Source organism: Bacillus sp. (in: firmicutes) (assembly GCF_031983925.1).
GTDB lineage: Bacteria > Bacillota > Bacilli > Bacillales > Bacillaceae_G > Bacillus_A > Bacillus_A pacificus.
This window is the reverse complement of sequence record NZ_DALYZR010000007.1, coordinates 170463-191474: the sequence shown is the minus strand read 5'-3', so window position 1 is coordinate 191474 and position 21012 is coordinate 170463. Positions and strand designations below refer to the sequence as shown.

Sequence of the window (21012 nt, the reverse complement as noted above, 5' to 3'; positions counted from 1 at the left end):
TCATTCTCCTTTACTTATGAAATTCATAATCGATGATACAAAGACTTGCACTCCAATCGGTAATGCATCTTCATCAATCGTAAAACGAGGGTGATGGTGAGGATATATAATTCCTTTCTCTTTATTTCCTGCACCGATAAAAAAGAATGTCCCCGGTGCTTTTTGTAAAAACGCTGAAAAATCTTCTCCAGCCATCGTCGGCTGTAAACGCGTAACTCGTTCCCTTCCATAAAGCTGTAATGCTGTTTGCTCAATAATCTCTGTAACTTCATAATCATTTACGACTGGACGATATCCATATTCATACGAAAACGTATATTTCGCTCCGTAAGCTTCCGTCACATGCTTTACAATCTGTTCAATTCTTTTCTCTGTTTCTTCTCGCAACTCATGTCTTAAACTCCGCACTGTCCCTTCAATCTCCGCTTGTTCTGGAATCACATTATGAGTTGTCCCAGCGTGAAATTGCGTAACAGATACTACAAGAGAATCTAACGGATTCGTGAGGCGAGATACAATTTGCTGAAGTTGCGAAACCACTTGTGTACCGATTGCAATACTATCAACTGTTTCATGAGGGATTCCAGCATGTCCACCTTTTCCTTCTATTATAATTTTAAAAACATCTGGAGCAGCCATTGCGGGACCATAAATTACACCTACTTTTCCAACCTCTAACGATGCCCAAAGGTGAGCACCAATAATATAATCGATCCCTTCCATTACACCCGCTGCAACCATTTCCTCTGCACCACCAGGAAAGTTTTCTTCAGCATGTTGGAATAGAAAACGAATCTCCCCTTTAATCTTCTCTCTTGCTTCTACTAACTTATGTACAACTCCAAGTAATATCGCTATATGTCCATCATGGCCACATGCATGCATTACACCCGGATATGTAGAAATAAAGTCAAACTCATTTTCTTCATGAATAGGAAGAGCATCCATGTCAGCTCGAACCGCAACTATTTTACCAGGCTGCTTTCCAATCAACCTTGCCATTACACTATATTTAGTAGGTCTTGATACTTCTAAACATGGAATTTCCCGAAGTATATCGAATACAAACTGCGATGTTTTCTCTTCTTGAAAAGATAACTCTGGATACTTATGAAAATGCCTTCTCCACTCAACCAACTGATCCTTTGACAAAACAAGTTCTTTTGCAACATCCATTTCTCTTCTCCCCTTCTTCACCAAGTTAAATGTTATTATAACGTGAATTGTTAACTTTTAAAAGAATCTTCTGAATTTTCTATCATGTTTACTTAAAAATAAAAAGCCATCAAAAGATGGCTTTTTCATTATTATAAAATAGTAATTGCTTGTTTCCCCATTTGCTCCCACGCTTTCTCAAACTCTGCTCGTGGAACAGCGAAACGTGGATTATTTTTTAGTGGATCATTTACATATACAAAGTTTTGATCGTATCCAACTACTACTACACTATGCTCAAAATATGTAATTTTCACTTCACCAGAACTTGTATTCCATGTTTCAAAACTACTTTCAGCTAGCGGCTGAAACGTTGTATTAATAATAACCCATACTGGAGAACCAGAACTAATTACTTTATATAGATCTTTCACGTCTCTATCTGTTAAATTAATTACTTTTTCAGAAACATATTTTTCTGCTAAATTAAAGATTGGTTTATTGTATACACCATATCCTGGTTCAGCTTTCGTATAAATATTTCCAACAAACCCCTCATAAGGATTTCCGCGCAAACCATTTTGTTCAAATGGAACTCGATGAATTTCACTAGCAAGTTGCATCTTATCTACTTGTACACCTTTATATTGTAGCAACATAGCTAAGCTTGTCACTTCACATCCACGAGGTAATTCTGGTAACTGCTTTATAAACGGAACATTTTCAATCATAGCCGCTTCTTTCATTTCAGATAGAAAGTCTAAGCGTAGCACTTGTGCCTTTTGTATAATCTTATCTTTCCCTATAAAAAACGCTGCAGCAAATATAATTCCAAAAACAAAAAGATATTTTAACTTTTTCATTTTAAACAAAACTCCATTAATTATTATTTTACAGACATACCTCCTACCATTGTACCTTTCTTCTTGCTAGTTTGCTAGAAAGATTCTGTGAATTATTGTTCACAACTACATCGTTATAAAATTCTAATTATTTTTAATAAAAAGAAAAAACAATATACTTTTCTGAATTTTTTTGCTAAAATCGAAATAATTAACATAGTGAAGATATCACCTTGTTAATAAAAACATTCTTAGGGTATTTAGTCATAGTTCGTTTTTTACATACTCCATTCATTTCATAGTAAATAAACCGAGTATGTGTCATATCCCCCACTAATGATTAAAGACTCAGAATGAAAACCAGTTAACACATATAAAAAATAACGGGGTGAGGGGCATATGAATCAACAAGTAGAACAAACAGATTTAAAACGTACAATGAAAAGTAGACACCTATTTATGATTGCACTTGGTGGTGTTATCGGAACTGGCCTATTTATGGGATCTGGTCAAATCGTCCATAACGCCGGCCCTGGTGGTGCTATTCTTGCATTTTTAGTCGGTGGATTTGTTATGTATTTAACGATGTTATGTCTTGGTGAATTATCTGTTGCTATGCCAGAAGCAGGTTCATTCCAAAGCTATGCAAGCAAATTTATTTCACCTGGTTTTGGTTTTGTTGTCGGTTGGATGTATTGGTTAAATTGGGCTGTTACAGTTGGAGTAGAGTTAACAACTGTAAGTATTTTAATGAAACGCTGGTTTCCAGATGTTTCTTCGTGGATTTGGTGTGTTACATTTGCAGCAGCACTCTTTCTTGTAAACGCCCTATCAGCAAAAGCATATGCAGAAGCAGAATTTTGGTTCGCTAGTGTAAAAGTCGCAACCATCGTTATTTTCATCGTACTCGGTGGTGCAGTTATGTTCGGTCTACTAGACTTTAACGGAAAACCAGCTCCAATGCTTCACAATTTCACTGAAAATGGCGGATTATTTCCGAATGGTGCATTGGCTGTTCTTCTTACGATGATTACAGTGAATTATTCTTTCCAAGGAACAGAATTAATCGGAATCGCTTCAGGAGAAAGTGAGAATCCTGAAAAAACAATTCCAAAAGCAATCAAAAATACCATTTGGCGAACGCTATTCTTCTTCGTCCTAGCCATATCAGTTGTTGTAGGTTTACTCCCGTGGCAAGAGGCTAATCTAGTCGAAAGTCCATTTGTACTTGTATTTGATGTAGCTGGTATTCCATATGCAGCAGACATTATGAACTTTGTTATTATTACAGCTGTATTATCCGTAGCCAATTCTGGTCTATACGCAAATTCACGTATGCTTTGGGCAATGGCAAAACAAGGAATGGCAAGTCCAGCATTTACGAAGCTAACGAAAAAAGGTGTACCATTAAACGCATTGATTTTCAGTCTAATCTTTGCAAGTTTATCCCTATTAACAAGTATATTTGCAGCAGATACTGTCTTTTTAGTTTTAACATCTATCGCAGCAATGGCTGCCGTTGTCGTTTGGATGTCAATTGCGGCTTCACAGTTTTTCTTCCGTAGAAACTTCGTGAAAAACGGTGGTGACATCAATGATTTAAAATATCGCACACCACTTTATCCGCTCGTTCCAATCGTAGCATTCTCACTCAATTTCATTACATTTGTAAGTTTAGCTTTCATTCCAGATCAGAGAATCGCTCTTTATTGCGGTATTCCATTTATGGTTATTTGTTACATTTTATATCAAGTGAAATATAAAAAAATTGTCACATTTGAACAACAAATAAGTCTAAAAAAAGAAGTAAACTAAATATACAAAATATTCAGCTATCTTTCTTATCATAAGATAGCTTTTTTCTATTTCTTGGGTATCCTGGTATAACTTTATTTATCTTAAAATTTTCACAATCGCATTTTTCTCTGGAAAATAGTTTACAATGTAATCAAGTTACAAATGATATTCACCTTAAAAAGTGTGCATTTGTGTCTATTTTTTAACAATATCTCAAAAACTATTGCCTTCTATAAATTAATAGGTTTATATTGTTTTATTGGCATAGTTTCAATCCAAGGAGAAAGGAGATTTTCAATCGTGCAACTAAAGAAAGCGTTTTGGAAGTTGGCTTCGCTTCTTCCGTTATCATTACTTCTGTTCCTCGGTGGCTGTGATAAAAAACTCGCAGTATTAAATCCGCAAGGACCTGTTGCAAAAGCACAGTATGATTTAATTGTTTGGTCATTCTTGCTTATGTCATTAATTATCGCAATTGTATTCATCTTGTTTACAGTCATCTTGATTCGTTATCGTGAAAAACCAGAGAATATGGACTATGAGCCACCTGAACAACACGGTAACACATTATTAGAAATCATTTGGACGCTTGTTCCTGTTATTATCGTTATCGCATTATCGATTCCAACAGTAAAAGCAACTTATGCTTCGGAAGAGGTTCCGAAAGAGTCCAAACATATTAAACCAGTGGAGATTTATGTTACATCTGCAAACTGGAAATGGTTATTCAGTTACCCAGAGGAAAAAATTGAAACCGTTAACTATTTAAACATCCCAGCTGGTGTACCAATTCAATTCAAACTGACTTCTGTCGGCCCAATGAATGCTTTCTGGGTACCAGAACTTGGTGGTATGAAGTACACAATGGATGGCATGATTATGGACCTTTATTTACAAGCTGATAAGCCAGGTTCTTACCTAGGGCGTAGCGCGAACTTCTCTGGTGAAGGATTTACTCACATGGAGTTCGAAGTTGAAGCAAAAACTAAAGAGAAATATGACAAGTGGGTTAAAGAAGTACAACAAACTGCTCCTAAACTAACAGAAGATAAGTACAACGAAATTGTTAAACCTGGTGTAGTTGGTCGTATGACATTCTCTAGCCATCACTTAAGTTATGTAGATCCAAAATCACTTGAATATTGTGATTACAACTACTACAAAAACAAAAAATAATAGCTATAATTCCAACAGATTGGAGTGAACAAAGTGAAGCTTGATGAATTTTTTGTCACAGGTGACCCGATTATTTACGGTGCAGACGCTTCTATCGTTCTTGTGACATTAGCAATCATTTTCGTACTAACAAAGTATAAAAAATGGAAATGGCTTTGGGACGAATGGTTAACAACTGTTGACCATAAAAAAATTGGGGCCATGTATATTATCTCTGCGGTTATTATGTTATTCCGTGGTGGTATGGACGGTTTAATGATCCGTGCACAGTTAACATTCCCAGAAACAACTTATTTAAACGCTGAACACTATAACGGAATCTTCACAACACACGGTACAGTTATGATTCTTTTCATGGCGATGCCATTCGTTATGGGATTAATGAACCTTGTAGTACCATTACAAATTGGTGCTCGTGACGTTGCATATCCGTTCTTAAATGCTTTAAGTTTCTGGTTATTCTTTGTCGGAGCAATGTTATTCAACATCGCTTTCGTAATTGGTGGTTCTCCAGACGCTGGGTGGACTTCTTACTTCCCAATGGCAGGTACAGAGTTTACTTCTGGTGTAGGAAATAACTACTACGCAATTGCATTACAGATTTCAGGTCTCGGTACGTTAATGACAGGTATTAACTTCCTTGTTACTATCTTAAAAATGCGTACACCTGGTATGACTTTAATGAGAATGCCAATGTTTACTTGGTCAATCTTAATTACAACAATTATCATTATTTTCGCTTTCCCAGTATTAACAGTTGCTCTTGCATTAATGACATTTGACCGTCTATTCGATGCTCACTTCTTTACGATGGCGAGCGGCGGTATGCCAATGTTATGGGCCAACCTATTCTGGGTATGGGGTCACCCTGAAGTATATATCGTTATTTTACCGGCATTCGGTATTTTCTCTGAAATCATTAGTACATTCTCACGTAAGCGTCTATTCGGTTACAGTGCGATGGTATACTCAATGGTTGCAATTTCTTTACTAAGTTTCGTCGTATGGCTTCACCACTTCTTCACGATGGGTGCAGGTCCAGCGGTTAACTCATTCTTCTCGATTTCGACAATGGCGATTTCGATTCCAACCGGGGTTAAGATCTTTAACTGGTTGTTTACACTGTATAAAGGACGTATTCGTTTTACAGTTCCAATGCTTTGGTCATTGGCATTTATTCCAAACTTCGTAGTCGGTGGGGTTACAGGGGTTATGCTTGGTATGGCAGCAGCTGATTATCAGTACCATAACAGCTACTTCCTAATCGCTCACTTCCACTACGTATTAATCGCAGGTACAGTATTCGCTATGCTTGCTGGATTCACATTCTGGTATCCAAAAATGACTGGTCATATGTTAAATGAACGCCTAGGTAAATGGACATTCTGGATCTTTATGAGCGGATTCAACATCTGTTTCTTCCCAATGTACTTCTTAGGTTTAGACGGTATGACTCGTCGTATGTACACTTACTCTGAAAGCCTTGGATGGGGATGGCTAAACCAAATCGCATCTGTCGGTGCAGTAATGATGGGTATTGGTTTCGTACTTCTTTGTTACAACGTAATTTGGAGTGCTCGTCACGGAGAACGTGACACAACTGGAGATCCATGGGATGGCCGTACACTTGAATGGGCAACTCAATCTCCTGTACAACATTACAACTTCGCAAAACTTCCTGAAATTAAAGAAGCTGATGCTTTCTGGTACATGAAGAAACGCGGAGAAACAGTTACACCAGCAGCAGAAGATATTAAACCAATTCACATGCCAAGTAACTCTGGCGTGCCTATTATTGCGTCTGGATTCTTCGGTCTTGCAGGTTTCGCATTAGTATTTAGCTGGTTCTGGCTTGCAGCAATCGGCGGCATTGGTATTTTAGCTTGCTTAATCTATCGTTCATTCGATTACGATGAAGGTTACTATATTAGTGTTGATGAAATTAAAAAATCAGAACATGTAGCATGAGAGGTGAAATGATATGGCGGCTTTAGATAAAAGCTTACCCTTGGAATATCAATCCGAACAAAGCAGATTGAATATCCTAGGATTCTGGATTTTTCTTGGGGCTGAAATTATGCTGTTCGCAACACTTTTCGCCTCTTATCTAGTACTTGCTGGTCGTACGGCAGATGGCCCAACACCAGCACAACTGTTTGAACTTAAAACGCTTTTAATTCAAACATTACTACTTTTAACAAGTAGTTTCACATGTGGTATCGTGATTCACGAAATGCGTAAGCACAACCAAAAAGCAATGCTTGGATGGTTCGTCCTTACATTACTTTTAGGTGCAGGCTTCCTATTCTTCGAAATTGAAGAGTTCATTATGTATATTGGTGAAGGCGCAACAATTCAAACAAGTGCTTTCCTATCTGGATTCTTCGTTCTTCTTGGAACACACGGAGCCCACGTAACAGGCGGTATCATTTGGGCAATTTGTGTTATTATCCAAATTTTAAAACGAGGTTTAACACCAGTTACAGCTCGTAAAGTATTCATTATCAGCTTATACTGGCATTTCCTTGATCTAGTTTGGGTCTTTATTTACACACTAGTTTACTTGAACGGGATGGTGGCGTAAATGGGTCAAAATAACAACCAAGCAAACGGGCATGCGCATAGCGGATTCCCTTGGTCACACGTTTTCGGATTTATTTTATCGCTTGCACTAACGTTTCTAGCTTTATACGTGGCACTTTACACAACCCTGCCACTATCAACGATCTTAACTACCATTATCATAATGGCTGTTGCGCAAGCGTTGTTACAATTAATTATGTTCATGCATTTAAAAGAAGGAGAAGGAAGAGTTCAAATTCTTACTATGATCTACAGTTTCTTCGTTGCAACTGCAACAGTTGGTTTAACTGTATGGATCTTCTTCTCAATGTAATGTACATGGAAAAGACTGCTGAGATTGCTCAGCAGTCTTTTTTTATTCCCTCCCCTATTACATCCACATTACGGAATTAACAACAGAATCATGAAAAATATACTTATTATGACAAATGTTAAGAAAACTCTTTCTTTATGAAATCGAATCCATATGCGTTGCTTTTCTACCTATTATATGGCTAAATAGGTACTATATTTATTTGAAGGGAGAGAACGCAATGGAACATCACACTTCTGTTCTATCACTTATGGTTGTCGTTGCAATCGCGTTTTTCGTTCCCCTTTTGTTACAACGCTTTAAATTAAAAGCACTTCCTGTCGTTGTTGCAGAAATCATCGCAGGAATCTTTGTAGGTAAAAGTGGGTTTAATATTATTGAGCCAGATATGTGGCTTCAAGTCTTATCGACACTAGGATTTATCTTTCTTATGTTTTTAAGCGGTTTAGAAATTGATTTTTCTATCTTTAAACAAAAAGGGAAAAAGAACACGACAAACGAACCAAACACATTCCAGGCAGCAAGCATTATCTTCTTCTTTATTTTCATCTTATCTTATGCCCTATCACTACTATTCGTATGGCTAGGATTTGTAGATAATGCAATGTTTATGACTTTAATCATTTCAACAATCTCTTTAGGTGTTGTCGTACCAACATTAAAAGAGAATAACTTAGGAAAAACAGCAATTGGACAAATCATTTTATTAGTCGCTGTTATTGCGGATTTAGTTACAATGATTTTACTTGCTGTATTCGTCGGATTAAATTCCGAAAGCGGTCAAAGCATGTGGCTCCTTCTTCTTCTATTCGGCGCTGGTATTGTTATTTACTTCGTTGCAAAACGTTTTAAAAACATTCCATACTTGGATAGCTTAAAAGCTGGTAGTGTACAAATTGATACAAGAGCTGTTTTTGCACTCATCTTAATATTAGTTGGGTTATCTGAATCCGTTGGAGCTGAAAATATTTTAGGTGCCTTCTTAGCAGGTGTACTCGTATCATTATTATCACCAAATGAAGATATGGTTGAAAAACTGGATTCTATCGGATACGGTTTCTTCATTCCTATTTTCTTCGTAATGGTTGGTGTAAATTTAGAGGTTTGGTCTATTTTTAAAGAGCCTTCTAGTATGCTCATGATTCCAATTCTAATTGTAGGACTCTTTATCTCAAAACTGTTACCATCCCTCGTTTTACGAAAATGGTATCCACGTAATATCGTACTGGGGAGTGCCATCTTATTAACATCGACACTTTCTTTAGTTATTGCAGCTGCACAAATTGGTGAAAAGTTAGGGATCATCAGTCCAAGTTTATCTGCTTCCCTTATTTTAAGCGCAGTTATTACTTGTATTTTTGCGCCTATATTATTTAAAAAGATGTTCCCAAAAGTGGAAACACCAAAACCAAAAGTTTCTATTATTGGTGCGAGCAGAATTACCCTTCCGTTATCACTTGATTTAAAACGAGAAGATTATGACGTAACACTATATATGATGCGTCAAAACAAAATAAATGATCAGGAAGCGAAATCACATGACTTCCCTATCGTGAAATTAGATGACATCACAATTGCATCGTTAACTGAACAAACAGCCTTTCATGCAGACCGAGTTGTTGTTGCAACAAGTGATGATGAGCAAAACTTATTATTAGCAGAACACGCAAAAGAACTAGGTGTTGAACATGTTATTGCAAGTGTAGAAGATCCACTTCTACAAGAAAAAGCAACACAAGAGCATATCGCTGTCTTCTCAACAATTAACTCTACACGTATTCTATTACGTGCGCTAATTGATAAACCGAGTCTCGTTCGCTTAATTACAACAGCAAACGAAACAGTCCGTGAGGTTGAACTACGTAGCAATAAATATAACGGTGTTGCACTTCGTCGCCTTCCATTTTTAGGTGATGTACTAGTCATTCAAATTTATCGTGGAAATAAAGCATTAATCCCACATGGTGATACAAGACTACAACACGGTGATACATTACTTGTAACAGGCTCAAAAGAACATATCGATACACTAAAAAACATATTAGAATAAAAAAATGCCCCTCACATAATTGAGGGGCATTTTTTTCCATTTCATATGGTAAAATGTTACTATCACATATTATGAGGATGGATCACATTATGTCTATTGTAACTTTAGCTCTTTTATTATTAGCCGAAATACTAGGTGCCATTATTCTCATCGGTGTTAGCATTGAAATTTGTAGTTACGGATGGAAAAAGTCGAATGGAATAAAGTACTCTTGCCTCTTACTTTCACTCCTTCTCGGAACCGCTAGCATACTCGGACTTTTCGCCGCACCTGCCTATTTCTTTATACAATTAACAGAAAAAGCGTTATAAGAAAGGATGTTAATATGATTACCGTGAAAAATATTGACGGATCTGAAACTTACGTATTACGTCAAAAAATTTTGCGCCCGAGTCAAACATTAGCAGATTGTAAATACCCTTCCGACTATGAAACAGACAGCTTTCACCTAGGGGCATTTATAAATGATAAACTAATTAGTATCGCTTCCTTCTCAAAAGAAATATATCCTGACCTACCTACAGGTATTCATTATCGTCTACGAGGAATGGCAACATTACCTGAATTTCGAAACAACCACGCTGGAAGCTCCTTAATTCAGAAAGCAGAACAAATCTTACAAGAGCGTCAAGCAAATATGTTATGGTGTAATGGCCGAATTACTGTGGCTGACTATTACAAGCGCTTAGGCTTCCAAGAACATGGTGAAATCTTTGAAATTGAACCAATTGGTCTTCATAAAGTACTATATAAAAGAATATAAGAAAAGCTTTCCACAATACGGGAAAGCTTTTCTTATATTTCAATCTTCACTTTTTATCTTTTTCATATATATGTATATAAACAGACTAGGAACTAAAAAACAGGCTAACATAATAAGTCCTGTCATACTAATTTCTTTTATTGAAATATCTGATGTTACAACGATACAAATAGCTAAAATCCCAATAATAATACCTACAGGAATGAATAATAGCTTCATAAGATAACTGCGTGATACTCCGCCCGTATGCTCATACACTTCCACTGAATTTTTCAAGTTTAAAAAATTAATAACTACTATCCCGACCATAAATACCATTAATAAATCCGAAACACTTTCATATCCTGCATCTTGCAAAACGTAGCGATAAAAAACAATACCTAGTATGACAATATTTTGTAAGATGAAAACGAGTCTAATATGTTTTAGCCCCTCAATCATTAAGCGTTCATCTTTCACGATTCTCATCCCCTCACTCCTTTTCCTCCCAAAATAAATCATTCAAAGTTTTATCTACTGCATAACAAATTTTCAAACATAAATCTAAAGATGGGTTGTATTTCCCCTTCTCAATTAAACTAATCGTTTGCCTTGTAACGCCTACTTTTTCTGCTAATTGTTGCTGTGTTAAATCTAACTGAACACGCGCGACTTTTATTTTACTTACAGCCATCCATGTTCCACCTCCACCTTATTGTAACATATATATTCCATTATGTAATTTATATTTTTCGTAACTACTTATAGTTTCACTTTATTATACACAAAAAAGGAGCCCCTCATAAGAAGCCTCCTCTCCTATATTATAAGAATAAATGACATCCAAATAAAATTGTAAATAAGTATAGTAATGGATGTACTTCCATCCCTTTCCCTTTCACAATTTTTAAGACTGGATACACTAGAAATCCAATTGCAATTCCATTCGCAATACTAGACGTTAACGGAATACCAACGAAAATTAAAAATGCTGGTAATGCATCTTCAAATTCATTCCAATTAATATCACGAATACTTTGTGCCATTAAACTACCTACAATAATTAATGAAGGAGCTGTAATAGCGGCTACGCTTGATAAAGAAGCAATAACAGGGCTAAAGAATGCCGTTATAATCGTTAGGCCGACTACTACAATACCTGTTAATCCCGTTTTACCACCTGCAGCAATACCAGCTGACGATTCAATCGTCGCTGCTGTTGGGCTTGTCCCAAAGATAGAGCCTGTAGTACCGCCAATTGCATCCGCAATAAATGCTTTACCAAAACGTTTCTCTGTATTATCTGTAATTAAACCTGCTTGTTTAATTAAACCGAGTAATGCTCCTGTTGTATCAAATAACAGTACAAGTAAAAATGAAAATACAACGCCATATAATCCGTATTCAATTACATCTGAAAAGGCGTTGATTGGATTTGAAACGATAATCCCCTCTGGTAAATGAGGCATCGCAACAATTTTATCCGTAAACTTCAGCTGTCCTGTAAAGAAGGCGATAATTCCTGTCACAATCATACTAATAAATAATGCACCGCTCACACGCAATGTCATTAATACCGCCGCTAAAATCAAACCAATTAAAGTTAAAATAACGGCTGGAGAATGGAAATCACCAATCGTAACTAAGTTAGATGGATGATCGACGATAATTCCAGATAGACGTAATCCAATAAAAGCAATAAATAACCCAATTCCACCTGCAATTGCATGTTTTAAACTATCAGGAATTGCGACAATAAGCTTTTGCCTAAATGAAGTGAAAGATAATAAAAGAAAAATGATACCTGTTACAAATACTGCTGAAAACGCAATGACATATGTAATCCCCTCTGCCTGTTGAACAACAGAATAAGCAAAATACGCATTCATTCCCATAGCTGGAGCAATAACAATTGGATAGTTAGCTAAAAACGCCATACATAGCGTCCCTACAACAGTCGCAATAATCGTTGCCGTAAAAGCTTGATCAAATGGTACACCTGCATCAGATAATATTTTCGGATTGATGACAAGAATATACGCAAATGTAAAAAAAGTTGTGATGCCAGCTAAAAGCTCTTGCTTCACAGAAGTGTTATATTTTTGTAATTGAAACATGGTTATGTACCCTTCCTACATCTAAATTATTATCACACATTCTTTTCTTACTAGTATGTGAGAAAATATAATACTTAATCTTAACAATCAATAAAAAGAAGAGTCAATATATTCGCTAATAGTTCGAATTTTAAGTTTAAGTCTGACAAGCGCAGATGTAGTACAGTTAATAATGATTATTTTTGTAGCATAACAGATGGAAATGTTTTATAATTTGAAATAGTTAAATATTTAGTAAGCACATTTAAATATCGTTCACTCTACAAGGGGGATTCTTCTTATGCAGCACACAAACAAATCTGGAACTTTAAACCGCGGTTTAAAAGAACGACATATTACTTTAATGTCACTCGGTTCAGCTATTGGCGTTGGACTATTTTTAGGATCTGCTTCTGCTATTAAACTAGCTGGCCCTTCTATTTTACTAGGCTATATGATTGCTGGACTCGTTATTTTTTTCATTATGCGAGCACTCGGAGAAATGGCAATTGAACAACCTGTTGCTGGCTCTTTTAGTAAATATGCATATGATTATCTTGGACCACTAGCTGGCTATATTACTGGTTGGAACTACTGGTTCTTATGGGTTGTTACTTGCATGGCTGAAATTACGGCTGCTGGCATTTACATGCAGTACTGGTTCCCAGATATTCCGCGCTGGACTTGGGCTTTACTCGCTCTATTATTAATGAGTGCTTTCAACTTTTTATCTGTAAAAGTATTTGGAGAACTTGAATTTTGGTTTGCTCTCATTAAAATTGTCACAATTATCTGTATGATAGTAGTTGGGGCTGGTATTATTTTATTTGGCTTCGGAAACGGTGGTATCGCTACTGGCATTTCAAACCTTTGGTCACATGGTGGCTGGTTCCCAAATGGTTTTTCTGGGTTACTCCTCTCCATGCAAATGGTGCTATTCGCTTATTTAGGCGTTGAATTAATCGGCGTTACAGCGGGTGAAGCGCAAAACCCGAAAAAAACACTCGCAAAAGCAATCGATAACGTATTTTGGAGAATATTACTGTTCTACGTTGGGGCTCTATTCGTTATGATGGCAATTTATCCATGGAACGAACTTGGTGAGAAAGGAAGTCCATTTGTATTAACATTTCAGCAAATCGGTATCGCAAAAGCAGCAGGAATTATTAACTTTGTCGTATTAACAGCAGCTCTTTCTTCTTGTAATGGTGGTTTATTTAGTACAGGCCGTATGCTGTATACATTAGCTCAGCAGAAAAAAGCTCCTGAAAGATTCGGTCGTTTAAATAAAAATGGCATTCCAAGTCAAGGAATTGTAGCAACAGCAATCGTTTTACTCGTTGGTGTTATATTAAACTATCTTGTGCCCGCAAAAGTATTTACATGGCTCACTAGTATTTCAACTTTCGGGGCAATTTGGACTTGGGGTATTATATTAGTCGCTCAAATTAAGTTCCGTAAAAGTTTGCCGACGCAAAACAAACAAAAGTTATCGTATAAAATGCCTTTATACCCATTAAGTTCATATTTCTCACTTGCTTTCCTTGCACTCGTATTATGTATAATGGCGTATTCAGAAGATACAAGGATTGCATTAATTGTTGGACCAATTTGGCTTATCGGTTTAGCTGTCGTGTATTACATGAAAGGTTTTCATAAAATTGATGAAACACCTAATTCAAAAATTAGTTAAGCAAAACATCCCTTCCTTATTACTTGGAAGGGATGTTTTTAAATCTCTATAAATATTTCTCAACAAATTTCACGGTATTTTTACAAATTTTTAATATTTTTTATGTTTTCCGTCTTTATTTTTACAGAAAAATAAATTACATTATTAAAGCACATATATTTATTATTAGGGGGATTCTTCTATGAAGAATAAAAAATGGATTACATTTTCTTTAGCAACAGCAATTACACTAAGTATAGGGACTTCGTTCATACCGTCTACTTATGCAGAAAGCTCTGTAGACCCAGCTCCTGAAATTGCTGCAAAAGTTGTAAATCAAAACAATGGGAAAAAAGTATTATTTGATAATACACACGGTCAAACTGCCGGGACTGCTGACTGGGTTATTGATGGTGGCTTTTCTGATTTCGGAAACGGCATTGCCCAAAACGGCTATCATGTAAAAGAACTACGTAAATCAACACCGATTACATACGAAGATTTAAAAGACTACAATGTGTTTATCGTTCCAGAAGCAAATATTCCTTACAAAAAATCTGAACAAGATGCTATGTTACAATACGTGAAAAATGGCGGTAGTATCTTCTTCATTGCCGATCATTATAATGCAGATCGTAATAAAAATCGTTGGGACTCTTCTGAAGTATTTAACGGATATAGACGCGGTGCTTGGGATAATCCAGCAAAAGGAATGTCTAACGAAGAAGCCAATTCACAAGCTATGCAAGGAGTAGAAAGCTCTGATTGGCTATCTGACAACTTCGGTATTCGCTTCCGCTATAATGCAATCGGTGATGTTTCCGCTAAAAATATTGTATCACCTGAACAATCATTCGGAATTACAGAAGGGGTTTCATCTGTAGCAATGCATGCTGGTTCTACTTTAGCAATTACAAATCCAAAACTAGCAAAAGGACTTGTTTATCTTCCAGAGAATCCGTCAAAATGGAATAACGCTGTCGATAGCGGTGTATATAACGGCGGTGGTGTTGCAGAAGGTCCTTATGCTGCGATCGCAAAAGTAGGACTTGGAAAAGCTGCCTTTATTGGAGACTCTTCTCCTGTTGAAGATGCTACGCCAAAATACGTTCGTGAAGACTCTGGTCAAACAAAGAAAACTTACGATGGATATAAAGAAGAAAACGATGCTATCTTACTAGAAAATATCGTAAATTGGCTATCGAATAAAGAAACATTTACAAGTTTAGATCAAGTAAATGGTTTACAACTTGATTTACCTACCACTTTACAAACATTTGAACAACCAAGCTTATCAACTGAGCCACAACCTGAACCTTGGAGTGCGCCAAATGCAGGTTATCAATGGTTTAATACAAATACTTTTAAACCTGGTTCATATGGCTATAACGGTGCAGTAACAGCAAATGACTACGTAGTTACACACCCTAGCACTCTACCAAACCATGAAGTGTTCCAAATCAAAATTCAAGTAAATAACTTATTACCAAATACAACATACACTAATTACTCTTTAGGTATATTCACTACCGGCGGTACACAAGTAGCAAAAGTTCAAAATACAAACGGCACTTGGCCATCTACTTTCGGATATAGTAGTGCATTTTCTTTCACAACAAATAGCTTAGGTTCTGCTGAAAAAATTGTGAACGTACAAATCGATCCAAATACGACTGGACAAGCAACACTTCGTCTACGCCAAAATACAACAGCGAAATATAATGAAGCTGTAACGATTAATAAGAAATAATGAAAAAGGCAATCCAGATATGGATTGCCTTCTTCTCACTTCTCTTCTTTTGAGAAAAACATTCTTGAAATAACGATACCTATACTACCTACTATTAAAAATAACACTGCCCTAATCATCATTGAAACTTCTGGTAAGTCTAGAAGAAATAGCTTTCCTATCGTTACGACTAACACGACTAAGCCTGCATACAATATTTCATTCATATTTTTATTCCGTCCAAACCAAACTGCAAATAATGCATATACCATCCATAATAACGATACAGATATGCTTATTATGCTTCCATCTGTGGACAAAACTTCACCGATTCTAGTAATTGTAATAAATACAATCACCATAAACCAATAGAGTGCTATAGAATACACATACTTGCCAAAGCTTGCTAATACTTCTTTTGCTTGTCTCATGCAATAATAGAACGTTCCTATTAAAATAAGATGAGCAACAAAGCCTGCCGAAATAAATTGATCAAACGGGCTAAAAATAGTCTGTATCATTCCAATTGCGTAAACCGTCGCACTAACATACAATTTTATCTGTTGTTTTCCTTTAATAGAAGTAAACATACCAAGGAAACCTTGTAATAATAATACAATCGCTGCATTCACTAAACTATACTCATATAAAATCGCTAAACTAAATGCTCCCATTGCGAAACCAAATAAAAGATTTGTAAATGTAGAATGTCTATTCTTCCTATATTCAAACACAAACATAATAGCGTGCACGAGTGCACTTATCATTAATCCCCATGTTGTAAATTCAGGTATTTTTGAAATGGCTAATATAAAGAAGACTGCATTCGCACTAAATATCGCCAAGCGTGGCTCTACTATAAAACTTCTCTCCGTAAACATATGCCAAAATAATAGTAAGTGAATTAAACCATAAACTACTGTTAACTGGACTTGCAAATCCTCTACTAACATTGACATAACAGCAAAGAAGACAAAAAGAACAATAGCAGCAACAACATAAGAAATCATATATAAATACTGATAACGATTTTTCAACGCATACCATAATAAGCTGAGCGTTAGTATCATCTCATATCCAAAGAAAATATACGGATTAGGAGTCGTACTATTTAATAAGAATGGCACGAAGAAAGCTCCTACCGCTACGAATATAGTAAGATATTCCGATTGATACCTCTTCGCTATATAAATACCTAAAATGACCCATGCAATATTACATAGAAACGCGACACTCGCTGGAATAAATCCATATAAATAATGCGCCGCAAATGTCGTTAAAACTATACCCGTAATACTTCCTCCTGCTAGTACTAACCCTAATGCTTGCCGCTCGCGTTTAATTTGAATATCCCCTATATAATAAAAACCGATTGATAGGACAATACCAAACACAATTCGTATTGCTGGTGTTAATAATCCTGCATCTACCCCTGCTTTAAATAACCAAATTACTCCAAGCAACATAATACCGACAAATATGCGTGGTAACCACGTTTGGCAAAACTTAATAATATTAAATGGTTCCGGCTTAAAAGCAGATATATCCACTTGTTTTACCTCACGTTCTTGCACAGGCTCTTTTATTGTAGCTACTTCTACTTTTTGTTTTTCCTCCATCACCGTTTCAATATATTCTTTCTTTTCCTTACTAACATGTTGCTGAGCATTTTCTACTTCTATTTCTCTTTGTTTTGCTTTCAATTCAAAAAGTGCTTCTTGAATCGTTTCAATTGCCGTTTCGAGTGCTTCTATTTTCTTATTCAAATCCTCCTTCATACGCTCCCCCCTCATCATCCGTTCAAAACCTATATATTACCAATTACTTCTATCATACTCTTAGTCTATTCATTTTCAATACTATTTTTCCCAAAAAAAGAAAGGTGTTTTCCGAAATCGGAAAACACCTTTTTACTCATTTCTTCTTATTTAAAACACTACTCACGATAACACCAATACAAGCACCTATAATAGCTGGAATGATCCACCCAACACCTTCTATATAAAACGGAATGTATTTCAATACTGATGTCCACTGATTCATCATCACATTTTTATTGAAAATATCGATTGCACTAAATACTGCTACAATCACAATTGTAACTGGATATATGCATACATACTTTCCAATATACTTATGGAATAGCCCTAAAATAATAAGCGTCAATGCAACTGGATAAATAAATCCAAGAATTGGTACTGATACTTTTAAAATTTGTGTTAATCCTAAATTAGCTAAAATCATACTAATACAACTTAAGATAAATGCCCACACTTTATACGCTACTTTCGGAAATGCACTTGCGAAAAATTGACTACAAGATGTAACAAGTCCGATTGAAACACATAAGCACGCAATCGTAAAAATAAGTCCTAATAAAACGACTCCGCCTTGTCCAAATAATGTAGTCATCACTTGTGCTAACACTTGCGCGCCATTATCAAATATCCCCAATGACCCACTCATTGAACCGACATATCCAAGTATGACATAAATAATAGATAATAATAGTCCTGCACCAATTCCAGCAATACTCATATATTTCGCTAAACCTTTATCATCTTCAATACCTTTTGCACGAAGAGCATTTGCAATCACAATCCCAAAAATTAAAGCTGCTAATGCATCCATCGTTAAATATCCATCTAAAAACCCTTGGAACATAGGCGCTTGTCCATAATTTCCAGCAGCCTCTTTCACACTACCTACTGATGTAAACATGCTTTTTATAAAGATAAGAGCAATCATACCTAATAATAACGGTGTTAAAACTTTTCCGAACAACCCCATTAATTTAGACGGGGATAAACTTAACCAGTACACAATACTAAAGAAAATAACTGTGTAACATAATAAGATTACGCTACCTGCTTCCGGGAATAACTGACCCGGTCCCATCTCAAAAGCGAGACTTCCTGCACGCGGAATGCCAAGGCCTGGTCCAATAAATACATACACGATACATGGAAAAATAATGGCGAATGAAGAATGAACTCTACCCGCTAGCGTTTGAAAACTTCCTGCTTTTGCAATCGCAATAACTCCCAATATCGGAAGACCTGTTGCTGATATAATAAACCCTACTAATGAAATCCACACATGTTCTCCTGCTTCATACCCAAGGAAAGGTGGAAATATAAGATTCCCCGCTCCAAAGAACATCGAGAATAACATAAGACTAACAAGTAAAATTTCTTTTTTCTGTAACAATTTCATCTCTTTCTCCTTCTTTAATTTCATCTTTTATGAAATCAATTTCACATATAAAAAAGTGCAATAAACCGCTTCTTTACACAGAAAACATAGTCCATAGTCTAACATAAAAGAAACACTCATTCTATAGCTATATCCCTTTTCCAATTTCTTCTGAAAAATCAACCTTTATTGACTTATAATATTTAATAAGGTAAAATATTAAATGTACAAAATTATTAACTTTGTTTTTGTTTGTGTCAGGAGGAAAATAACATGGAATCAGCGATACAACTAGAAAAAGAACAACAAAGAAAAAAGAAACATCCTCCAGGTTTATACTTACTCTTCTTTACAGAAATGTGGGAAAGATTTAGTTACTATGGATTACGAGGATTATTAACATTATATTTAACGACAGCTTTAGTAAGCGGTGGTCTTGGGTTTAGTCCCGCATGGGCACTCTCTATTTACGGATTTTACACTGGAGCCTGTTATTTCACACCAATGATTGGTGGATACTTAACAGACCGGTTCCTAGGTAGACGAAAAGCAATCACAATTGGTGGTATAACAATGGCAATCGGTAACCTTACACTATTTGCCTTGCAAAACCAAGTCGGCCTATACCTCGGATTAGCGCTTATTATTATCGGTAACGGATTCTTCAAACCGAACATCTCTACACTGGTTGGGGAATTATATGAAGAGAACGATCCAAAACGTGATAGTGCATTTACCATTTTCTATATGGGTATTAATGTCGGATCATTTTTAGCTCCACTCGTTTGCGGATTTTTATCAGAAAATTTATTCAAAACAACGGTTGATGGCGTTGTACATTACGGATTCCGTTACGGATTCTTAGCCGCTTCAATCGGAATGATCATTGGACAAATTTTATTTACAACACTATCCAATCGCTTCCTTGGTGATATTGGTAAAAAACCAACTCGCGATTTACAAACAACAGATGGACAACCATCAGTAGGTGATACACCGTTAACAAAAAAAGAAAAACAACGTACTGCAGTTATCGTCATTTTAACATGCTTCGTTGTCTTCTTCTGGGCTGGCTTTGAACAAGCTGGTAGCTCATTAACATTATATACAAACAAATTTGTAGACCGCTCTGTGTTCGGATGGGAAATTCCAACATCTTGGTTCCAATCGGTCAATCCATTATTTATTATTTTACTTGCTCCAGTCATTTCAGCATTATGGGCAAAACTTGCAACTCGCAAGCGTGGGGATTTAAAAATCCCAACTAAAATGGGACTTGGTATGATCTTGCTCGGTATCGGTTATATCATTCTCGTTATTGCTACATTAAAAACAGGTAGTGATGAACATAACATTACAGAAAAAGCAAACTTACTATTTATCGTCTTTACGTATCTTTTCCATACGTTAGGTGAGCTATTCTTATCACCTGTTGGACTATCAATGGTTAGTGCACTTGCCCCAGTAAAACTTGCTTCTTTATTAATGGGAGTATGGTTAGCAAGCTCAGGAATCGCCAACATTTTAGGTGGACAACTTGCAAGCTTCACAACTTCACTTGGATATGCTGAAGTATTTACAGTAATTGGCGCTGTAGCAATTGTATTAGGTTGTGTTTTATTACTAATTTCTAAAAAATTAGTAAAATGGATGGATTAAAAA

Annotated in this window: 18 protein-coding genes; 11 read left to right on the top strand and 7 right to left on the bottom strand. The window is 36.1% G+C overall.

Going from position 1 to position 21012, the window contains the following annotated elements:
- The gene (locus RTP99_RS19915; RefSeq protein ID WP_000382092.1) at window positions 1-1176 is read right to left on the bottom strand and encodes an amidohydrolase; all 1176 of its coding nucleotides are present in this window, start codon (window positions 1174-1176) and stop codon (window positions 1-3) included.
- Window positions 1177-1307: 131 nt separating this feature from the next.
- Window positions 1308-2018, bottom strand: coding sequence for a C39 family peptidase (locus RTP99_RS19910; protein WP_000734471.1), 711 nt, complete (start codon window positions 2016-2018; stop codon window positions 1308-1310).
- Window positions 2019-2396: 378 nt separating this feature from the next.
- On the opposite strand from RTP99_RS19910, the gene RTP99_RS19905 reads away from it, so the two are divergent.
- The 8 genes from RTP99_RS19905 to RTP99_RS19870 all read left to right on the top strand — a co-directional run bounded on the left by RTP99_RS19905 (window position 2397) and on the right by RTP99_RS19870 (window position 10679).
- On the top strand, window positions 2397-3812 hold the full coding sequence (locus tag RTP99_RS19905; protein WP_001076070.1) for an amino acid permease: 1416 nt from the start codon (window positions 2397-2399) through the stop codon (window positions 3810-3812).
- A 282-nt stretch (window positions 3813-4094) separates the two neighbouring features.
- Complete coding sequence (locus RTP99_RS19900) at window positions 4095-4970, top strand: cytochrome aa3 quinol oxidase subunit II (RefSeq protein ID WP_001176167.1); 876 nt, start codon at window positions 4095-4097, stop codon at window positions 4968-4970.
- 33 nt (window positions 4971-5003) lie between these two features.
- A complete protein-coding gene (gene qoxB, locus RTP99_RS19895) occupies window positions 5004-6938 on the top strand; it encodes a cytochrome aa3 quinol oxidase subunit I (RefSeq protein WP_000762378.1) in 1935 nt (644 codons plus the stop codon).
- 13 nt (window positions 6939-6951) lie between these two features.
- Window positions 6952-7554 carry a cytochrome aa3 quinol oxidase subunit III gene (gene qoxC / locus RTP99_RS19890; RefSeq protein WP_000729317.1) on the top strand — a complete coding sequence of 201 codons (603 nt, stop codon included), beginning with the start codon at window positions 6952-6954 and terminating at the stop codon, window positions 7552-7554.
- A complete protein-coding gene (qoxD, locus tag RTP99_RS19885; RefSeq protein WP_000531385.1) occupies window positions 7555-7866 on the top strand; it encodes a cytochrome aa3 quinol oxidase subunit IV in 312 nt (103 codons plus the stop codon).
- A gap of 220 nt (window positions 7867-8086) precedes the next feature.
- On the top strand, window positions 8087-9916 hold the full coding sequence (locus tag RTP99_RS19880) for a monovalent cation:proton antiporter family protein (RefSeq protein ID WP_000399976.1): 1830 nt from the start codon (window positions 8087-8089) through the stop codon (window positions 9914-9916).
- Window positions 9917-9969: 53 nt separating this feature from the next.
- Window positions 9970-10227: a DUF4022 family protein gene (locus RTP99_RS19875; RefSeq protein ID WP_011040011.1), complete on the top strand. Its 258-nt coding sequence runs from the start codon at window positions 9970-9972 to the stop codon at window positions 10225-10227.
- Between the two features lie 14 nt (window positions 10228-10241).
- Window positions 10242-10679 (top strand): GNAT family N-acetyltransferase, encoded by a 438-nt coding sequence (locus RTP99_RS19870; protein WP_000633755.1) that lies wholly within the window; start codon window positions 10242-10244, stop codon window positions 10677-10679.
- Window positions 10680-10718: 39 nt separating this feature from the next.
- On the opposite strand, the gene RTP99_RS19865 is transcribed toward RTP99_RS19870, so the two are convergent.
- The 3 genes from RTP99_RS19865 to RTP99_RS19855 all read right to left on the bottom strand — a co-directional run bounded on the left by RTP99_RS19865 (window position 10719) and on the right by RTP99_RS19855 (window position 12775).
- Window positions 10719-11147 (bottom strand): hypothetical protein, encoded by a 429-nt coding sequence (locus RTP99_RS19865; protein ID WP_011040010.1) that lies wholly within the window; start codon window positions 11145-11147, stop codon window positions 10719-10721.
- 4 nt (window positions 11148-11151) lie between these two features.
- Window positions 11152-11352: a helix-turn-helix transcriptional regulator gene (locus RTP99_RS19860; RefSeq protein ID WP_000301182.1), complete on the bottom strand. Its 201-nt coding sequence runs from the start codon at window positions 11350-11352 to the stop codon at window positions 11152-11154.
- A gap of 130 nt (window positions 11353-11482) precedes the next feature.
- The gene (locus RTP99_RS19855) at window positions 11483-12775 is read right to left on the bottom strand and encodes an NCS2 family permease (RefSeq protein ID WP_000487209.1); all 1293 of its coding nucleotides are present in this window, start codon (window positions 12773-12775) and stop codon (window positions 11483-11485) included.
- Between the two features lie 280 nt (window positions 12776-13055).
- Between RTP99_RS19855 and RTP99_RS19850 the strand changes: the two genes are divergently transcribed.
- Together RTP99_RS19850 and RTP99_RS19845 are read left to right on the top strand one after the other, a co-directional pair.
- Window positions 13056-14447 carry an amino acid permease gene (locus RTP99_RS19850; RefSeq protein WP_001164906.1) on the top strand — a complete coding sequence of 464 codons (1392 nt, stop codon included), beginning with the start codon at window positions 13056-13058 and terminating at the stop codon, window positions 14445-14447.
- A gap of 181 nt (window positions 14448-14628) precedes the next feature.
- Window positions 14629-16176: a hypothetical protein gene (locus tag RTP99_RS19845; RefSeq protein ID WP_000791520.1), complete on the top strand. Its 1548-nt coding sequence runs from the start codon at window positions 14629-14631 to the stop codon at window positions 16174-16176.
- 35 nt (window positions 16177-16211) lie between these two features.
- On the opposite strand, the gene RTP99_RS19840 is transcribed toward RTP99_RS19845, so the two are convergent.
- Window positions 16212-17933: a DUF2339 domain-containing protein gene (locus tag RTP99_RS19840; protein ID WP_000656724.1), complete on the bottom strand. Its 1722-nt coding sequence runs from the start codon at window positions 17931-17933 to the stop codon at window positions 16212-16214.
- 136 nt (window positions 17934-18069) lie between these two features.
- Window positions 18070-19371, bottom strand: coding sequence for a branched-chain amino acid transport system II carrier protein BrnQ1 (gene brnQ1, locus RTP99_RS19835; RefSeq protein ID WP_000771710.1), 1302 nt, complete (start codon window positions 19369-19371; stop codon window positions 18070-18072).
- Between the two features lie 252 nt (window positions 19372-19623).
- On the opposite strand from brnQ1, the gene RTP99_RS19830 reads away from it, so the two are divergent.
- Entirely contained in the window at window positions 19624-21009 is a 1386-nt protein-coding gene (locus RTP99_RS19830; RefSeq protein ID WP_000443132.1) for a peptide MFS transporter, read from the top strand.
- The last annotated feature ends 3 nt before the right edge of the window (window positions 21010-21012 follow it).